The organism is Acetobacter sacchari, assembly GCF_017377715.1.
Lineage (GTDB): Bacteria > Pseudomonadota > Alphaproteobacteria > Acetobacterales > Acetobacteraceae > Acetobacter > Acetobacter sacchari.
This window is the reverse complement of sequence record NZ_JAFVMF010000003.1, coordinates 232,928-249,595: the sequence shown is the minus strand read 5'-3', so window position 1 is coordinate 249,595 and position 16,668 is coordinate 232,928. Positions and strand designations below refer to the sequence as shown.

Below are 16,668 nucleotides of genomic sequence, written 5' to 3'. Positions count from 1 at the left end.
TGGAGGGGAAAGCCTTCCCCCTGGTCGGCGCCGCGGTCGCCGACGCACCCCCTTCTGCGGGGAAATCCCCGCAGCGCCCCTTTTAGAGTGAGAGGACGGACCGGCTTCGCCGTGACGGGTTGAAGATTGGAGGAGAGGCCTCCAGCGCCCGTCATGGAGACTAGCCATGACCCATGTGGAGATTCTGGACGCCGCTCGCGATCGCGCTGACGGCTACAAGGTGGATGTGAGCCGCGGCCAGCGGATCGGCCGCGTATCGTCGGAATGGTTCTCGCGGCCAGCGGACGAGCGTTACCTGTCCCTGTCGGACCTCTATGCCGCCGTCCGTGGCCGGACCGAGCGGAGCCGTACCCGAACCGTCGAGAGCGCGGCGATCCGGGTCGAGGCGAGCCGCGACGATGCCGAACGCCTGGCGCTGATGCTGCCCGGGTCCGACACGCCGATCGCGCCGACGCATTGGAGCTTCGGCCAGCTCGCCGGCCTGGTCGGCGCGCCGGCGGCCTATCTGCGCCAGCTTCCCGCGCCGCTGGCTGGCATCAACCTGCAATACGGGCTGACCTCCCATCGCGCCGAGCAGGTGAAGACGTTGGAGGTCGAAGATGGCCGCGTCGAGCTGCGCGCCGTCACCGGTCCTGACTATGGCCGCATCTTCGACCACGAGCTGGTCGCCGCCGTGCAGCGGATCGCCGGCAACGGCACGGGCGATACCCGCTGGAAGGTGCCCGGCGTGCTCGACTGGTCGACGGGCATCTACAACCCGCGCGTCGACATCACCCAGGACACGACCACGCTATACGCGTCCGATCGCGACGTCTTCCTCTTCCTGGTCGACGACCTCAACCCCATCGAGGCCGGCCGGCTGCCGGATGGCTCGCCCGACCTCTACTTCCGCGGCTTCTATTGCTGGAATTCCGAGGTGGGCGCGAAGACCCTCGGCATGGCGAGCTTCTATCTCCGTGCCGTTTGCCAGAACCGGAATCTCTGGGGCGTCGAGGATTTCGAGGAGATCACCATCCGCCACTCGAAATACGCCGCTTCCCGCTTCGCGCATGAGGCGGCGCCGGCGCTGACCCGCTTCGCCAATTCCTCGCCGTTCCCCTTCGTCAACGGCATCAGAGCGGCGAGGGAAAAGATCGTGGCCCGGACCGACGACGATCGCAGCGACTTCTTGCGCAAGCGCGGCTTCTCCAAGGCCGAGACGGCGAAGATCATCGAGACGGTGCTGGCCGAAGAAGGCCGGAAGCCCGAAAGCGTGTTCGACTTTGTGCAGGGCATCACCGCGGTCGCGCGGGATAAGACCCAGCAGGACGCGCGACTCGATCTCGAGGCGCGGGCCAAGAAGCTGCTCCACCGGGCGGCCTGACTCCCGGAAAGCCGGAGATGTGGCTTTACGCATTTCCGGCTTTCATATCCGACGCATCGCAGCGTGGGCTGCCCTTGTGGCTCAGATCTCGCCCGCGTATTCATAAGGATAGTGTGGAACGAAGCCGTCTTAAAGCTGATGGGATAGGCAGTGGCAGACCAGACGGCCGAGCAATATTACATCGACGAGAGTGGGAATACAGGTGACCTGAGCACGGTCAAAATCGATTCCTATTTCACCGAACAACGCATGTTCGCCCTAGCCGCGTTTGGCTGCACGCTCGACCAAGAGTTCGGCGACAGATGGGAGGCAAACAAAACCAAACATCGCATCCAGGCGCCGGAGATTAAGTCAAAACAGGCCTATGATAAGCCGCGTTTCGTTCTCGACCTGCTGGATCTCCTCGAAGCACACGATTGCCCCATATTTATCGAGATCGTCGATAAGCACTTTTTCGTTGTCGTGAACATTATTGAGCGAATGATCGTCCCCTATGTGGGGGAATGTGACACTCAGCCAAACGCTTTTTGGATGAAAGGCGTCATGGCCAACTACATGGCCTTGTACGCGCCTCCCGAACTGGTCCACGCTTTCGCCGAATGCTGTCAAAGCAGAGACCACACGGCAATACGCGATCTCTACAAGCGCATAATCTTCTGGGCACAGGGAAGCAGGGTGCCGCCAACGGAGGTAGCAGAAGGGATCATTCGTTTTGCTCGCGACAGCTTGAAAGATTTCCGCAAGCTGCCGAAGGTCAAGGCGGTCGAACGAGCCCTACCGATCCCCGATAAGAATCCGGCCGGAAAACTATTGTGGGTCCTACCCAATCTAACTTCGTTCACTAACGTCTACGCGCGGATCAATCGGTTTGCGCGGAAGCAGGTTTCTGAAGTGACGCTGTTTCATGACGAGCAGTTACAGTTCGGCGACATTCTTCTCCACAATAAGAAGCTGGCAGAAGATCTCGCGCAGTTCGGCGTGAGGCTGTCTTTGAAAACAGCCGATTTTGAATTCTCGCAAGCGGCTAAGCTGCAATTCCTACGCTCGCACGACTCCATCGGCATCCAGGTCGCCGACGTGCTCGCCGGGTTCATCGCGCGATACGTCCAGGACGCAGTGTGGGGCGGCACGCCCATGCACCCGGACAAGACAGCGATTTTCAGCCGGCTCGTGGCAGCCGGCGATGGCAGCAAGGGGACGGGCGTCAACTTCGTCGCACCCGACAACATGATCCGCTTCCTTGGTATTGAGCCGCGCTCGAATTTTTAGACATCAAGCCATCATCGGCAACGGGCTCACTACGTCGCCGGCGGTCTTGGGCTGTGGCCCTGCCGACGGAGTTCATCGACGGCGCTGCCCTTCAGAGGAAGAGGGCGGCGCTGCGCTTCGTGACGAGTTGATGCCGAGAGAGAGGCTTTCGGCGCTCGTCGCGGAGTACATCCCGATGGCTACCCCTGTTCAGAAGATCACCCTCTCGCCCTCGCGCGACATCCCCTTCAACAAGCTCTTGCTCTCCCAGTCTAACGTTCGGCGCGTGAAGGCCGGCATCTCGGTCGAGGAGCTGGCCGACGACATCGCCCGCCGCGGCCTGCTGCAGGGCCTGAGCGTGCGGGCGGTCGTCGATCAGGACGGCGTCGAGACCGGCATGTTCGAAATCCCAGCCGGCGGCCGCCGCTACCGGGCGCTGGAGCTGCTCGTAAAGCAGAAGCGTCTCGCCAAGACCGCGCCGGTGCCGTGCATCGTCCGTGAGAGCGGCATCGCCGAGGAAGACTCGCTCGCCGAGAACGTCCAGCGCGCGCCGCTGCATCCGCTCGACCAGTTCCGCGCCTTCCTCGCGCTGCGCGAGAAGGGGCAGTCCGAAGAGGAAATCGCTGCCGCGTTCTTCGTCTCGGTCAACGTGGTGAAGCAGCGCTTGAAGCTCGCGTCGGTGTCGCCGTCGCTGCTCGACGTCTATGCAGAGGACGGCATGACGCTCGACCAGCTCATGGCCTTCACCGTCTCCGGCGACCATGAGCGCCAGGGGCAGGTCTTCGAGCGGCTGAAGGCCTCCTACGACAAGCAGCCCTACACCATCCGGCGCATGCTCACCGAAGGCGCGGTCCGTGCCTCCGACAAGCGGGTGCAATTCATCGGCGTGGACGCCTACGTGGCGGCCGGCGGCACAGTGCTGCGCGACCTGTTCCAGGGCGACGATGGCGGCTGGCTGCAGGATGTCCCGCTCGTCGACCAGATGGTGGCCGACAAGCTGAAGGCGGAATCGGAAGCAGTGGCCGCCGAAGGCTGGAAGTGGATCGAGGTCGCGCCCGACTTCGCGTATGGCCATGCCTTTGGCCTCCGCCAGCTTCGCGGCGAGACGGTCGCGCTGACGGACGAGGAAGAAGCGACCAGGGACGCGCTCCAGGCTGAGTTCGATCGGCTGTCCGAGGAATACCAGGACACAGACGAACTGCCGGACGAGGTGGACGAGCGCCTGTCGGAGCTGGAAACGGCGCTGGAGGGCTTCGAGACCCGGCCCGTGGTGTTCGACCCGGCCGAGATCGCCCGCGCCGGTGCCTTCGTCAGCATCGGCGCTGATGGCCAGCTTCGCGTCGAGCGGGGCTATGTCCGGCCGGAAGACGAGTTGCCGGCCGAGCCTGCGTCCGAGCCGGACGCGGACGGCGACGATGAACGCGCTATCGCCGCCAGCTACGAGGGTGACGGGGCCGTCGTGACGGCGGAGCCGGATGCCGAGCCGGAGGAGGACGAGGGTCTCTCGTCCATCTCCGACCGCCTGATGACCGAACTGACCTCGCATCGGACGCTCGGCCTCCGCAACGCCCTCGGCGAGCGGCCGGACGTCGCCTTCGTCGCGGCCCTCCACGTTTTGACGCTGAAGACCTTCTACCACTACGGCTCGGATAGCTGCCTCGAGCTCGATTTGAAGAGCGTCAGCTTCGGCACGCAGGCGCCGGGGCTCAACGACAGCGCATCGGCCGAAGCGATCCGCGTGCGGCACGAAAGCTGGTCGAAGGCACTTCCCAAGGAGTCTGCCGATCTCTGGGACGCGCTGCAGGAATGGGACGGCGACAGCCGTGCGGCCCTGTTCGCCCACCTCGTCAGCCTCTCGGTCAACGCGGTGTACGAGCCCTGGAACCGGCGGCCCCGTGCTGCCGCCCATGCCGACCGGCTGGCCCAGACGGTCGACCTCGACATGGCGGCGGGCGGGTGGAAGCCAACCGTGGACAATTTCCTCGGCAGGGTGACGAAGGCCCGCATCCTTCAGGCGGTTTCTCAGGCGAAGGGTCAGCGCGCCGCCGATCGGATCGAGCATCTGAAGAAGGGCGACATGGCGGCCGAGGCGGAGACGCTCTTGGCCGACACCGCCTGGCTGCCCGAGCTGCTCCGCACGCCGGGCCGCGCCGTTGTGGCCGAACCAGCGCCGGACTCTGCCGATGAGGAAACCGCAGCGCAGTCCAGCGAAAAACTGCCGGAGGACGACAACGAGCCAGTCCCGCAGAATGACGACGCCGGCGCGGACATGGTCGCCGCTGAGTAGCTGCCGACTGCACTAAGGCCCGCCGGTCGGGCCACCCCGCGAAGCAAGCTTCGTGGGGACCCGGGTGGCGGGCCTTTTCTTTTCGAGGACCGTCATGAGCAACAGCGCGCATGATCTCGCACAGCGGCTGGGCCGGCAGGCCGAGGCCGTGTGCCGCCATTACCTCTCTGCCGGCCGTCGTGAAGGCGGCTATTGGCTTGTCGGCGACGTCCGCAACGTCGCTGGTCGTTCGATGTTCGTGCGGCTCAAGGACACGGCGAAAGGTCCCGCCGGGAAATGGACGGACGCCGCCACCGGCGAACATGGCGATTTGCTTGACGTAATCCGGGAGAGCTGTGGCCTGGTCGACTTCAAGGATGTCGTTGACGAGGCGCGTTTGTTCCTCAGCCTCCCGCATCCTGAGCCGGAGCCCGATCGTCCCCGATCACGCGAACCCAGTGCCCCGACCGGATCGCCGGAAGCGTCACGGCGGCTGTTCGCCATGTCGCAGTCGATTTCCCAGACGCTCGTAGAAACGTATCTCCGTAATCGCGGCATTACGGCTTTGCACGGAACCGGAAGCCTGCGCTTCCATCCCCGCTGCTACTACCGGCCCGACGAGGACAGCCCGACCGAGACCTGGCCGGCGATGATCGCCAGCGTGACCGACCTCGGAGGGCATCTGACCGGGGCGCACCGCACCTGGCTCGATCCGGACGGCTTCACCGAGGCGACGCTCGGCAAGGCGCCGATCGACACGCCGCGGCGGGCGATGGGCGACCTTTTAGGTCACGCGGTACGATTTGGCGTGGCAGGCGGAGTCATGGCGGCTGGCGAAGGCATCGAGACGATGCTGTCGCTCCGATGCGTCTTGCCGACCATGCCGATGGTCGCGGCGCTCTCGGCCGCGCATCTCTCAGCCATCCTGTTCCCAGACACGCTGCGGCGGCTCTACATCGCCCGCGACGATGATCCCGCCGGCGACGGCGCGATGGCGACGTTGATCAACCGGGCGCAGGAGGCCGGGGTCGAGGCGATCGTGGTCTCGCCACGGCTCGGCGACTTCAACGAGGATCTGCGGCTGCTCGGTATCGATGCACTTCGGGCGGCAAGCCGGGTGCAGATTGCCGCACAGGACGTTGCCCGCTTCATGGAGCTGGCGGCATAGCCGGAACGGGATGAGGAGGCGCGTCGGCGTCGTTACGGCGAGGCCGGCGGTCATGCTTCCTCGTGAGCCGGAGAGGACCGCCCCCACGGCCTTCTGAGAGGGCGATCGGGCGGCAAACGCCTCGGACCGGCAACCTCGTATGCCGACTATTTTCCGTCGGCGGCCGAGGCCGCCTTTCCATCGCGAGACAAAATAGTCGGCCCCTTCGGTCCTCCGCCGAAGCTCCGGCCCTCCGCTGCGCTGCGGGTGCAGGTCCGGTCCGCCCGCCGCCTTCGTCGCCATGAAGGCCGCGATGGGCGCGGTCGATCCGACGAAGGAAGCCTGCGATGACCACCGACCGCGACGACGATTTCGAGCCGCACCACAACTCATCCCCGACCGACCAGGTTCTCCACGAACTCCAGCTCTATGGCTACCGACCCTTCCACGACGAGCCCGACCCCCGGCCGCTTCCCGAAGCGAATACCCTCGTGGGCAGTATCTCCGACGTCTGCGACGCCCTGGTGGTGGCGCTCGCCGACACACGCCTCGAACCCGACCTCGAGGACCTGCTCTGGTCGACGGTGAACGTCTTCCATCGCGCCATCGACCGGATCGAACGCGAACTTGACGACAACGAGCTGGGTCAGCAGCGCTCCCAGCGAGAACAGGACGGCAGCGAGGTTAAATCCGTCGAGCTGGAGCGACTGACGGCGCAAGGGCAGACGCTGATCGAGCGGCGCAACGCCTTCGAGTTGATGCGCGACCAGGCCGCCGACCAATTCGAGCAGTACACCCACTCAGCCTGGCGGCCGCGCAACGGATCGAAGGTCAACCATCGCAACCTGACCTCGGCGATGATCGACAGCCGCGATTTTCTCGCCGCGAAGAAGCGCGCCGACAACCAGGTGCTCCTGCCACCGGGCCCGAAGGTGGCGCTCACCGGCGGGCTCGACTTCAACGATCATCGGCTGATCTGGGCCAAGCTCGACCAGGTCCACGCCAAGCACCCCGACATGGTGTTGCTGCATGGCGGCTCGCCAAAGGGCGCCGAGCTGATCGCCGCTAAATGGGCCGACAACCGCAAAGTGCCGCAGATCGCCTTCAAACCCGACTGGACGAAGCACGCCAAGGCCGCGCCGTTCAAGCGCAACGACGTGCTGTTGGAGACCCTGCCGATCGGCGTGATGCACTTCCCCGGCACCGGCATCCAAGATAACCTCGCCGACAAAGCCAAGAAGCTCGGCATCCCGGTCTGGAAGTTCGGCGGCGCGTAAGCGCCGCCCTCAATCTTTCAGGCCAGTACATTTCCCAAAGATCAGATCGGCCGCCTGACAAGCATGCGACGACGATCGGTGCATCCGGCGAGATCGAATCTCCCAACCATCTGGAGTTCGCTGCCGCAAAAGCTGGCTTCTCACTCGCCGGCGGCAACCAATCCATCGAGGTAGCCGCCCACAATCTCTGCGGCCGCAGTCAATTCCACCGCCCGGTCATGGTGGCCCGCCGCGCGATATTCCTCGGCAGCCGCCAAGTAAGCAGTGCTCTCGCTTTCCAGCAATCGACGCAGGTCTTCGGCGCCCAGGTCCCGCCGTGGCACCTCGACCGAAGGATCGCCGAAGGCTCGGACGACATAAGTCTCGTGCAAACTGCCCACCGGCACGGCTTGCGCATCGTCGATCGCGGCGATCAGGCCACGCAGCACCTTGACCTCCGCCAAACACCGGCCACGCATGGCCGCTTTAAGGTCGACCCGTAACCGCGCCGTTAGTTCTTGCAGATCGTTCATTACGGAATTCTAGCCGGATCTGGCCTGCTCCGGCCAGACATCCGACCTTCCCGGCCCTGCGACGAGCACCACCCCACGTCCTTCAGCGCTGATCCTTGGTCCGGCCGAGGGCCTGACGCCATCAACCCGTAAAGGGTCGGCTTACGCGAAGCGTGCCGCCGCTGCGTCTTCGCCTGCGCGGTGATTGCAGCCCTCGGCCGAACACATCGGGCGCCTGTCGCGCGGGGATGGCCCCCGCCTCAGCACAGGAGCCAGATCAATGTCTCAGTCCCTCGCATTCGCCAACGGCTGGAACCTCGCCACCACCTTGATGGTCTGCATCGTCATCTTCCGCACCGGCATGGATGGATACGGCGCCATGCCCGCCAGTGAATATGACGGCGATCCGGCAGCCATCATTCACGAATTCGATCCCTTCCAGCGATGAGGGAGCCGATTTGCAGGGCAGCCGTTCGGCGGAATTCCCACGGGGATTCCGCTCCCGTTCCTGTCCATTTCCGGCTATACTTGAGACGCGCCGTGGTGGTGGTGGAAGGCGCGACCGTTAGACCTTTATCTCACGGAGACCGCCGCCATGATCATCTTTGGACCACTGCTCGTCATCGCCGGCATTTGCTTTACCTGCTGGCTGCTCTTCACCCTTGCTGTATTCGCCTTGCCGTTCTTCATGGGCCTGACGCTCGGTATCTGGGCGTTCCACCGGCGCCGGCGTGCTCGGCGGCATCCTGGTCGGCATGGTCGCCGGCGGGGCGACGTTCGGTATCGGCCAGTTCGCGCTGGGCTTCGTGCCCTGGACCTGGCTGCGGCTCCTGATCATCCTGCTTTTCGTCGCACCCGCCGTGGTCGCGGGATACAGCGCCACCTACGGGATCGCGCACATGGCCATGCCGTCGGCGATCTGGCAGACGATCTTTGCAGTCATCGGCGCGATCGCCGTCGGGATCACCGCGTTCTTCCGGTTCACAGGAATGGCCGCACCCGGACCGGCCGGACAAGGCATGGCGCGGACCTGACATCGACCCAGCGGCAAGAGGCGGCTGTAGACAGGCTTGCGCAGCGCCTCTTTCGTCGTCGGTGGTGGCTGAGACTGGCGGGAGCCGAGATCATCAGAGCCGATCGCCCGGTCGCATCCTCATAGGGAAATTGGACCGAGCGTCGCAGTTCTCGATTTCCACCGACATACAAAGCGTTGACCGACCTCAATCTATTATCGCGGTGCACTGGTCTGGAAGCGCTGGGTCGCCTGAGGAGATCACCTCGATCTGCCGGAGTCGTGCGCGCCAGCCTATTTCCAGCGCGACATTCGCCAGGTTCTCCTTGAATCACCTCTGTAGATCGAGAGCACCAAACGGCCTCTTCAATGGGCTGATCTAGCCGAAGGACGGCTGAAGCCTCGATCGCCTATGGCGCAACAGCGCCGTCAGAACTTTCTTCCCCTGCCGGCTGCGCCGTCATTCCTCGCGCAACAAGAAAGCCCCTCCTTTGCTGTCGAGCCCCTTCGGGGTGCGCCGCCGATCGCCTCCGGCCAACCGATCGCCATCGAGGCCGCAATGGTGCGGGCTCGAAACAGAGATCAAGGAGAACTACCATGACCACCATCGGCACCTTCAAGAAGACCGGCACGAACGAGTTCACCGGCGAAATCGTCACCCTCTCGGTTCAAGCCAAGAACGTCCGGATCGTCCCCGAAGCGGCCCGCACCGGCGACAACAGCCCCAGCCACCGCGTCTACGTCGGCCGAGTGGAAATCGGCGCCGCCTGGTCCAAGCGCTCCAACGAGGGCCGCGACTATCTGGGCCTCAAGCTCGACGATCCGAGCTTCACCGCCCCGATCTTCGCCAACCTCTTCGACGACGAAGAGGGCGAGGGCTACAGCCTGATCTGGTCCCGCCCCAACGGCCGCCGGGGCGACTGATCCCGCCTCCAATGCCCCGTCCGGCCGGTCCGGGCGGGGCATTGCCTAGCCCGCGAAGGCGGCGGCGATCCTTGAACAGGCGGAATACCTAGTTTACTAGGTGGCAGTATATTAGGTGGCACGGCGATCTCACCGCATGAGCTTGCGGGAGATCGTCGCCACGAATCTGCGAAGACTGCGACATGCCAAAAGCATGTCGCAGGAGGAGCTTGCCGACCGTGCGGGCATCAATCGCAACTATGTTGGCATGCTGGAGCGCGAACAGCACTCCGCGACCGTCGACATGCTCGAGAAGCTTGCCGAGATCCTTGAGGCGGACCCCGTCGAATTCTTCCGGCGCGAGACGTGAACCACGCTCGTCACGGAATTTAAGGCTCGATTGGGGTCCTCTTCCGAGCCTTCACAGGGACGGCGCGCACCAGCTCGGTCGCTTCCAACTCAAGCGCCTCCGCGATCCGACCCAGCACCGTCACGCTCGCCGAGACGTCAGCGCGTTCGATCCCTCCGACGTACCGGGCGCTCAACCCGGCCCTTTCGGCCACTTCCTCTTGCGTCATTCCTTTCGCATGACGCAACCGACGCAGATTGATCGCCATGACTTCCTTAAGATCCATGGCGATGATGGAGCCGATATCGGAACTATCGTTCCAGGAATGATCGTTCCGATTCGTACATGCCGTTGTTATTCATCGACCATGCGAAGGCGTCAGTTTGCCACTTCCGCGAGCAACGTGATGCGCCCCAGGCATCGCGACGTAAGTATTCGCGGAGCAAATCTTGCAAAAATTCGCGGTAAATGAATGGCTAACACATTGCTTTGATCTCTAGGGGGTAGATCGCAATGACTCAGGTGCCCTTCCAGGACCGGCCGCCGCATACCGACCGCTTAAACGCCTATGACGAGCAACATCTAGCGATCTATCTCCGATTGCTGATGGCCGACGAAGAGGGTGCCGACTGGCGCGAAGTCGTGCAGGTCATCTTCGGCCTCAACCCGGCGCAGGAGCCCACTCGTGCCAAAACGGTCCATGACAGCCACCTGGCGCGAGCCCGCTGGATGACCGAGACGGGCTATCGGCACTTGCTTGAACCCCGGATGCAGTGAGTTCTCGTCTCGAACTCCCACGGCTCGCAGGCACGCGCGATGCAACCTTAAGGACTACTTTGGCGGGCGAATTTTCCGGATCGTGGCGACCCTCCTTGAGAGAGGACAAAACGAGAGGAAAACGCCATGCCCACGGAGTACTGGCGCTCGCCGGAGACGATTGATCGCCTGAACCGCCTTGAACGTCCCGGTTTTGCCGCCGAATTTTTGCGCCGCAACCCTGATTACCGCCGCGACTTCGTCCGGACCCAGCGCCTGATCGCACGCGCTTCCGTCGACGCTGAGACTGCCCACGTCAGTCTCGCTCGGCGATGGGGGTTGCGCTTTCGCTCATGATCCCTCGTCTCCAGTTGGGCTCGAACCCGTCATGTGGCTGCCGGAGCTGTCGCCCGGCACCTTAATCCTCGATGCCGCGCCCAGCGGTTTCGAGCCGAAAGCCCTCGACCCGTCGCAACTTGGCTTGATCGTCGCTGACTGCGCCGACGATGAGGGCCGCGAAGTCATCATTGTCGATAGCTCCGGCGAGCTGCACATCCGGTTGCGCAACGAGGACGCTGCTCAGCGACCCATGATCCTTGTGCCTGCGGACCCGGCGTCGTCCGATCTTCGGCTCGCGGTCGCATCGCGCTTCCTACGGCGCTTAGGAGGCCAGACAGTCGGCCTGCTACCTCAGGCGCTGCGCCTGACAGCACAACGAAAGCGCCGACTCGTTGAGCTGCTCCATGCCTTCGACGTTCATGACACAGGCGGCGGCCCTCGCGATGTCGCTGACCTCATCCTGCATTCCGCCCAGGCCCGTCTTCCTTCCGTCGAGTGGAAAGACTCTCACGCCCGGCGTGCGGCGAACCGGCTGATCCACGATTCAATCGCCTTGGTCGAACGCGGCTATCTGAAGCTCCTGCGCGGTCTCTGACGCGCCCTCAACCCTTTCCACCTAACCGCTGCCACTACGCCCGCTCGCGGCCTCAGGCCCAGCCCCAGACGTGGGGGGACACACCTCCGCGAAAATCTTCGTCCACCCCCAACGCCTGAACTCTCCGCCACCGTGACCCCGACATGCCGCGACTTGGCCGCGGCGCTTCGAGGCAAGACGGAGGCTCCCCATGCTCGACAGGTCCGCGCAGCTTTCCACGCGCTACGTCCGAACCCACGAGGCGGCGCGCCTCCTCGGCATCTCGCCGCGCACCCTGGAGAAATATCGCTGCCACGGCAGCGGCCCGACGTTCCGCAAACTCGGCGGCCGGGTCGTCTACGCCATTGGCGATCTGGAGGCCTGGGCCGATCAGGCCGCCTGCAACTCGACCTCGGATCCCCGTTACGTCGAGGCCCGCGCCGCCGGCCACGCGCAGCGCTGAGGCGATTTCTGATGTCCTCGCGCCGTCTCATTACCGCTAGCGAACGGAGCAAGCTCGACCCGTTCGTGGTCGCCACGGGCGATGCCAGCCCGCGCGACCAGCGCGACCTGATGGAGCGACCGTTCTTCTCGCTCGCTAAGACCAGGCGCACCGCGCCGATCCTCTACGAGGCCGGCGACGTGCGGGTGGAAGTCTATGCCGTGCTCGAACACGGCATGGCGACCATCTGGGATGCCGACGTGCTGATCTGGGCGGCGAGCCAGATCGTCGAGGCCGAGAACCTCGGCTTCAAGACCTCGCGCTTCCTGCGCTTCACGCCGTACCAGCTCCTCACGTCCATCGGCCGGCAGACCGGTGCGCGCGATTACAAGCTCCTGAAGGGCGCACTCGCCCGCCTGCAATCGACCGTCATCCGCACGACGATACGCAATGGCGAGAATTGGCGGCGACACCAATTTTCCTGGATCAACGAGTGGGAGGAATGCACGACGTGCGACGGCCGCGTCGAGGGCATGGAGTTCGTCCTCCCCGACTGGTTTTACCGCGGCGTCATCGATCGCTCGCTCGTTCTCGCGATTGATCCGGCCTATTTCCGCCTGACCGGCGGCATCGAGCGCTGGCTCTACCGCGTCGCCCGCAAGCACGCCGGCCGTCAGCCGAAGGGTTGGCTGTTCGAGATCGCCCATCTGCACGAGAAGTCCGGAAGCCTGGTGCGCGTCTCGGATTTCGCGCTCCAGATCCGGCGCATCGCCGCGCGCCAACCGCTGCCCGGCTATCACCTGCGCATCGAGTGGCAGGGCCGGCGCGAGCTGCTGCGCATTCTGCCGGCTCACTTATCCACAGTCCCTGTGGATGGCGCTGTGGACGGGGTCGGGACTTCGCACGCAAACGGTATCGGGATTTCGCACGCAGCCCTATCGGGACTTCGCACGCACGAACCGCAACTAACCCTTTGGCCTGAAACAGCGATTCCAGGCCTTAACTTAGAGTCTAACTCAGAATCTAACTCTTGTAGTTGGCCGGCGCGATCTGCGGATAAGCGCACCACCCCCGCCGCGCCGACCTCACAACAGCCAGCACGACAGCCGTCTCTGCCCTTCGGCCGCACGCCGGGAGGGAAGCGATGATCATCGCTCTGCTCAATCAGAAAGGCGGCGTCGGCAAGACGACGCTCGCGCTGCACCTCGCCGGCGAGCTGGCGTTGTACGGCAAGCGCGTCACGCTGATCGATGCGGACCCGCAGGGCTCGGCTCTCGATTGGTCGCAGCAGCGGGCGCGGGAAAACGTCTCGCGGTTGTTCGGCGTCGTCGGCCTGGCGCGCGACACGCTCCATCGCGAAGCGCCGGAGATCGCCCGCACCGCCGACCACGTCGTCATCGACGGGCCGCCACGGGTCGCCGGCCTCATGCGCTCGGCATTGCTCGCCGCCGACTTGGTGCTGATCCCCGTGCAGCCATCACCACTCGATGGTTGGGCATCAGCCGAGATGCTGGCCTTGCTGCGGGAGGCGCGCATCTACCGCGCCGGGCTCGCCGCGCGCTTCGTCTTGAACCGCTGCGGCGCCCGCACGGTGATCGCACGCGAGACCGCCGAGACCCTGGCCGATCATGATCCGCCGGTGCTGGCTAGCACGGTCGGCCAGCGCGTCGCATTCGCCGACGCCGCACGGTCCGGCCGCCTGGTCTTCGAGCTGGACGAGCAGAGCATCGCGGCTCGCGAGATCGCCGCGCTCGCCGTCGAGGTCGCGAAGGTCGCACCATGAGCGAGCGGTCGACTAGGCGCGGCTTCGCCGCACGGCCAGGAGACGCTGAGAGCTGGATCAAGGCGCCCGACGTCACGGCTCGCCGCGCTGACGACGCAGTGGCGTTCACCGCGCGGCTGACGATCGACGTCACGCCTGCGCTGCGGGGCCGCATCAAGGTCGCGGCCTTCCGGCGCGGGATCACCGTCGCCGAGATGCTGCGCGACCTCTTCGCGCGCGAATTCCCCGACGATCCCGGAGAACCGTCATGAGCGACAACATGCTGTCGCCGCAGCAAGCCGCGCCGCCATCCAGTCGCACCGCCATCGCGCTCACGCATGTCGAGCTGACCTGGATCGAGAAGAAGATCGAGCGCTGGCTGCGCTTCGGCCGCCGCGCCGAGGAGAAGATCCTCGATCGCCGCCGCAGCATTTCCAGCTTCAGATTCGGCAGCATCTTCGCCTTCGTGCGCTGGGCGTCCAACGACTACGGCACGATCGTCTCACGCATGGATATCGTGCGCGCGGTCGAGCCCGGCGCGCCATACCAGACGCTACCCTTCGTGAGCCCCGGCGGCGAGATCCTGCTGCGCGTCGATAGCTGGCCGAAGGTCGAGCGCGTGCTGCTGGCGATCGATGCGGTCGAAGCCCTCGACATCGATCCGGCAGACGCCGCGCCGGAATACTGGCGCCACCTCCACAACCGTCTGGCCGCTGGCCATGAGCCGCGCCCCTACGCGCGCGATCAGCATACCGCGTGGCTCAAGCGCAGGAGCATCACGCTATGACCCGCTTCGGCTACGGCATGACGTCGTACTTCGCCATGCTCGTCTTCATCGGCTTGGCGTTCTTTCATCCGGCGCCGCGCCTGATCTGGAACGCTACGGCGAGCACGCCGACCGGGCTTTACGCCTTGCGGCCCACCGGCAAGCTCCGCGCGCTCGAGCTGGTCGCGGTGCGGCCTCCGGAACCCGTCGCGAGCTACCTCGCCGACGGCGGCTTCCTGCCCAAGGGCGTGCCGCTGCTGAAGCATGTCATGGCGGTCGCAGGGCAGACCGTGTGCCGGGAGGGGACCGCCGTCACCGTCGATCACGTCGAAGCCGGCGTGGCCCGTGACCGCGATCATCTCGGCCGTCCGCTGCCGCGCTGGAGCGGCTGCCATACGCTCACCGCCGGCGAGGTCTTCCTCATGAACCCGACCGTCCAGGACAGCCTGGACGGGCGCTATTTCGGCCCGCTTCCCACCACCGCGATCGTCGCCCGCGCGGTCCCGCTGTGGACCGACGAGGCCGGTGACGGCCGCTTCGTGTGGCGCGCAGCGACCGATTGACCCGCTTCCCAACCCGCCAACCACGGAGGTTTCCATGGCACAGATCGGTCAATTCATCCGCGATAAGTCCGGCTTCACGGGACGCATTCAAACGCTGTTCTTCTACCGAGACCTTTCCCTCGTTCCGGCTGAATCCTCCGATGCCGAGAACGCGCCCGACTATCGCGTCCACATGGGCGACGCCGATGGCCCGGAGATCGGCGCGGGGTGGAAGCGCACAGGCGAGAAGGCGGGCGAATACGTCTCCCTCGTCATCGGCGATCCGACGCTGGCCCATCCGATCCGCGCCAACCTGTTCCAGTCGGGCGACGACAAGTCCGCCTGGGTGCTGAACTGGAACCGCCCGCCCAAGCGCGGCGAGCGGGACTGATCGCATGCGGCGCGCGCTCCTCCTGCTCGCTGGGCTGACGGCGTTCGGCGTTCCCGTCGTAGCCGCCCACGCCCAAACGGCGCCTCTCGATCTGCACGCACCGAGCGATCCCTATGCGTCGCTCATTGCGGAGGCGGCCCAACGCTTCGCCATTCCAACGGCGTGGATAAGGGCGATCATGCGCATCGAAAGCCGCGGCGATCGGCATGCCGTCTCGCCCAAGGGCGCGATGGGCCTGATGCAGCTCATGCCCGAGACCTGGGCTGCGCTTCGCGCTCGCTATGGCCTCGGGCGCGACGCGTTCGATCCGCGCGACAACATCCTGGCGGGCGCGGCCTTCCTGCGCGAGATGCACGACCGCTACGGATCGCCGGGCTTCCTCGCGGCCTACAATGCGGGGCCTGGACGGTACGAGGATTACCGCGACCGGCAGCGTCCGTTGCCGGCCGAAACGGTCGCTTATGTCGCGGCGCTCGTCCCTTTTGTCGGGGACGGCGTGACCGATGGGCCTGTCCTGATGGTGGCCTCCGATCCGTCGTCCTGGACCCAAGCGCCGCTCTTCATCACGCGGTCGGCAAGCGCTGAACCGGCCCATGGCGCGACCTCCAAGCAGCAGCCGAATGACACGCCGACGGCCGTAGCTGTGCGCGACTTGTCGGCCATCGCACCGCAATCAGGCGGGCTGTTCGTGGCCGTTTCCGCATCGGGGCCGCAGCAATGATCGCGCTGTCTCCGCTCCGCCAGTCGGCATCAGCGCCTCGGTCAGCATGCACTTTCCCGCGCGGCGCAACAGTTTCCAGCGTCTCCGTGGGCTGCATCGATGCTCTCGAGTCCGTATTCGCAGGCTGGCGTGGCGCAGCGCATTTCCGGGAAGAAGGAAGGGCAGACAGAGGAGAAGCGCAGGAAACGACCGACAGAGGGCCAGATAAAAGGCCGCAAGGTGCGGCTCTGTCGGTCGGTTGTTTTCGTTGGTGTTTTTGGCTGATCCGGCAATGTGTGGCCTGCGCGCGCAATGTGCGCTGCGGCCTCAACGCTTTGCC

23 protein-coding genes are annotated in these 16,668 nt (G+C 65.0%); 20 read left to right on the top strand and 3 right to left on the bottom strand.

The features are described 5' to 3' along the window. The first annotated feature begins 166 nt into the window (after nucleotides 1-166). The 5 genes from J2D73_RS04050 to J2D73_RS04030 all read left to right on the top strand — a co-directional run bounded on the left by J2D73_RS04050 (nucleotide 167) and on the right by J2D73_RS04030 (nucleotide 7,301). Nucleotides 167-1,363 (top strand): DUF932 domain-containing protein, encoded by a 1,197-nt coding sequence (locus J2D73_RS04050; protein WP_207879597.1) that lies wholly within the window; start codon nucleotides 167-169, stop codon nucleotides 1,361-1,363. 150 nt (nucleotides 1,364-1,513) lie between these two features. Continuing rightward, entirely contained in the window at nucleotides 1,514-2,632 is a 1,119-nt protein-coding gene (locus tag J2D73_RS04045) for a DUF3800 domain-containing protein (RefSeq protein WP_207879594.1), read from the top strand. Between the two features lie 175 nt (nucleotides 2,633-2,807). Next, nucleotides 2,808-4,898, top strand: a complete 2,091-nt coding sequence (locus J2D73_RS04040) for a ParB/RepB/Spo0J family partition protein (protein ID WP_207879592.1) — start codon at nucleotides 2,808-2,810, stop codon at nucleotides 4,896-4,898. A 94-nt stretch (nucleotides 4,899-4,992) separates the two neighbouring features. After that, nucleotides 4,993-6,045, top strand: coding sequence for a DUF7146 domain-containing protein (locus J2D73_RS04035; protein WP_207879590.1), 1,053 nt, complete (start codon nucleotides 4,993-4,995; stop codon nucleotides 6,043-6,045). Between the two features lie 326 nt (nucleotides 6,046-6,371). Next, complete coding sequence (locus J2D73_RS04030) at nucleotides 6,372-7,301, top strand: DUF2493 domain-containing protein (protein ID WP_207879587.1); 930 nt, start codon at nucleotides 6,372-6,374, stop codon at nucleotides 7,299-7,301. Between the two features lie 140 nt (nucleotides 7,302-7,441). Here J2D73_RS04030 and J2D73_RS04025 read toward each other — a convergent pair whose 3' ends face one another. Beyond that, nucleotides 7,442-7,813 carry a hypothetical protein gene (locus J2D73_RS04025; protein ID WP_207879584.1) on the bottom strand — a complete coding sequence of 124 codons (372 nt, stop codon included), beginning with the start codon at nucleotides 7,811-7,813 and terminating at the stop codon, nucleotides 7,442-7,444. Between the two features lie 259 nt (nucleotides 7,814-8,072). On the opposite strand from J2D73_RS04025, the gene J2D73_RS04020 reads away from it, so the two are divergent. Continuing rightward, a complete protein-coding gene (locus tag J2D73_RS04020; protein WP_207879582.1) occupies nucleotides 8,073-8,240 on the top strand; it encodes a hypothetical protein in 168 nt (55 codons plus the stop codon). Nucleotides 8,241-8,357: 117 nt separating this feature from the next. On the opposite strand, the gene J2D73_RS21140 is transcribed toward J2D73_RS04020, so the two are convergent. Further along, nucleotides 8,358-8,513, bottom strand: coding sequence for a hypothetical protein (locus tag J2D73_RS21140; RefSeq protein ID WP_341535016.1), 156 nt, complete (start codon nucleotides 8,511-8,513; stop codon nucleotides 8,358-8,360). 10 nt (nucleotides 8,514-8,523) lie between these two features. On the opposite strand from J2D73_RS21140, the gene J2D73_RS04015 reads away from it, so the two are divergent. The 3 genes from J2D73_RS04015 (at nucleotide 8,524) to J2D73_RS04005 (ending at nucleotide 10,077) form a co-directional block, all read left to right on the top strand. Continuing rightward, nucleotides 8,524-8,826, top strand: a complete 303-nt coding sequence (locus J2D73_RS04015; protein WP_456304356.1) for a hypothetical protein — start codon at nucleotides 8,524-8,526, stop codon at nucleotides 8,824-8,826. 575 nt (nucleotides 8,827-9,401) lie between these two features. After that, nucleotides 9,402-9,728: a DUF736 domain-containing protein gene (locus J2D73_RS04010; protein WP_207879580.1), complete on the top strand. Its 327-nt coding sequence runs from the start codon at nucleotides 9,402-9,404 to the stop codon at nucleotides 9,726-9,728. A gap of 136 nt (nucleotides 9,729-9,864) precedes the next feature. Next, nucleotides 9,865-10,077, top strand: a complete 213-nt coding sequence (locus J2D73_RS04005; RefSeq protein WP_207879579.1) for a helix-turn-helix domain-containing protein — start codon at nucleotides 9,865-9,867, stop codon at nucleotides 10,075-10,077. 19 nt (nucleotides 10,078-10,096) lie between these two features. On the opposite strand, the gene J2D73_RS04000 is transcribed toward J2D73_RS04005, so the two are convergent. After that, complete coding sequence (locus J2D73_RS04000; RefSeq protein WP_243429618.1) at nucleotides 10,097-10,324, bottom strand: helix-turn-helix domain-containing protein; 228 nt, start codon at nucleotides 10,322-10,324, stop codon at nucleotides 10,097-10,099. Nucleotides 10,325-10,569: 245 nt separating this feature from the next. Here J2D73_RS04000 and J2D73_RS03995 point away from each other — a divergent pair, with 245 nt between their 5' ends. From J2D73_RS03995 to J2D73_RS03945, 11 genes are all read left to right on the top strand, one after another. After that, on the top strand, nucleotides 10,570-10,833 hold the full coding sequence (locus J2D73_RS03995; protein WP_207879577.1) for a DNA -binding domain-containing protein: 264 nt from the start codon (nucleotides 10,570-10,572) through the stop codon (nucleotides 10,831-10,833). Nucleotides 10,834-10,959: 126 nt separating this feature from the next. After that, nucleotides 10,960-11,169 carry a transcriptional regulator domain-containing protein gene (locus tag J2D73_RS03990; RefSeq protein WP_207879575.1) on the top strand — a complete coding sequence of 70 codons (210 nt, stop codon included), beginning with the start codon at nucleotides 10,960-10,962 and terminating at the stop codon, nucleotides 11,167-11,169. 31 nt (nucleotides 11,170-11,200) lie between these two features. Further along, nucleotides 11,201-11,746, top strand: a complete 546-nt coding sequence (locus J2D73_RS03985; RefSeq protein ID WP_207879572.1) for a DUF2285 domain-containing protein — start codon at nucleotides 11,201-11,203, stop codon at nucleotides 11,744-11,746. Between the two features lie 190 nt (nucleotides 11,747-11,936). Further along, complete coding sequence (locus tag J2D73_RS03980; RefSeq protein WP_207879570.1) at nucleotides 11,937-12,188, top strand: helix-turn-helix transcriptional regulator; 252 nt, start codon at nucleotides 11,937-11,939, stop codon at nucleotides 12,186-12,188. A gap of 11 nt (nucleotides 12,189-12,199) precedes the next feature. Continuing rightward, entirely contained in the window at nucleotides 12,200-13,315 is a 1,116-nt protein-coding gene (locus J2D73_RS03975; RefSeq protein WP_207879568.1) for a replication initiator protein A, read from the top strand. After that, entirely contained in the window at nucleotides 13,312-13,950 is a 639-nt protein-coding gene (gene parA / locus J2D73_RS03970) for a ParA family partition ATPase (RefSeq protein WP_207879566.1), read from the top strand. The genes J2D73_RS03975 and parA overlap by 4 nt, the downstream gene beginning before the upstream one ends. Further along, a complete protein-coding gene (locus tag J2D73_RS03965; protein ID WP_207879564.1) occupies nucleotides 13,947-14,201 on the top strand; it encodes a hypothetical protein in 255 nt (84 codons plus the stop codon). Before parA ends, J2D73_RS03965 begins: the two co-directional genes overlap by 4 nt. Next, complete coding sequence (locus J2D73_RS03960) at nucleotides 14,198-14,716, top strand: DUF2840 domain-containing protein (RefSeq protein ID WP_207879562.1); 519 nt, start codon at nucleotides 14,198-14,200, stop codon at nucleotides 14,714-14,716. Before J2D73_RS03965 ends, J2D73_RS03960 begins: the two co-directional genes overlap by 4 nt. Continuing rightward, on the top strand, nucleotides 14,713-15,258 hold the full coding sequence (locus tag J2D73_RS03955) for a S26 family signal peptidase (protein ID WP_207879560.1): 546 nt from the start codon (nucleotides 14,713-14,715) through the stop codon (nucleotides 15,256-15,258). Before J2D73_RS03960 ends, J2D73_RS03955 begins: the two co-directional genes overlap by 4 nt. A 34-nt stretch (nucleotides 15,259-15,292) precedes the next feature. Continuing rightward, nucleotides 15,293-15,628: a DUF736 domain-containing protein gene (locus J2D73_RS03950; protein WP_207879558.1), complete on the top strand. Its 336-nt coding sequence runs from the start codon at nucleotides 15,293-15,295 to the stop codon at nucleotides 15,626-15,628. A 4-nt stretch (nucleotides 15,629-15,632) separates the two neighbouring features. Then, the gene (locus J2D73_RS03945) at nucleotides 15,633-16,349 is read left to right on the top strand and encodes a lytic transglycosylase domain-containing protein (protein ID WP_207879556.1); all 717 of its coding nucleotides are present in this window, start codon (nucleotides 15,633-15,635) and stop codon (nucleotides 16,347-16,349) included. Nucleotides 16,350-16,668: the final 319 nt, after the last annotated feature.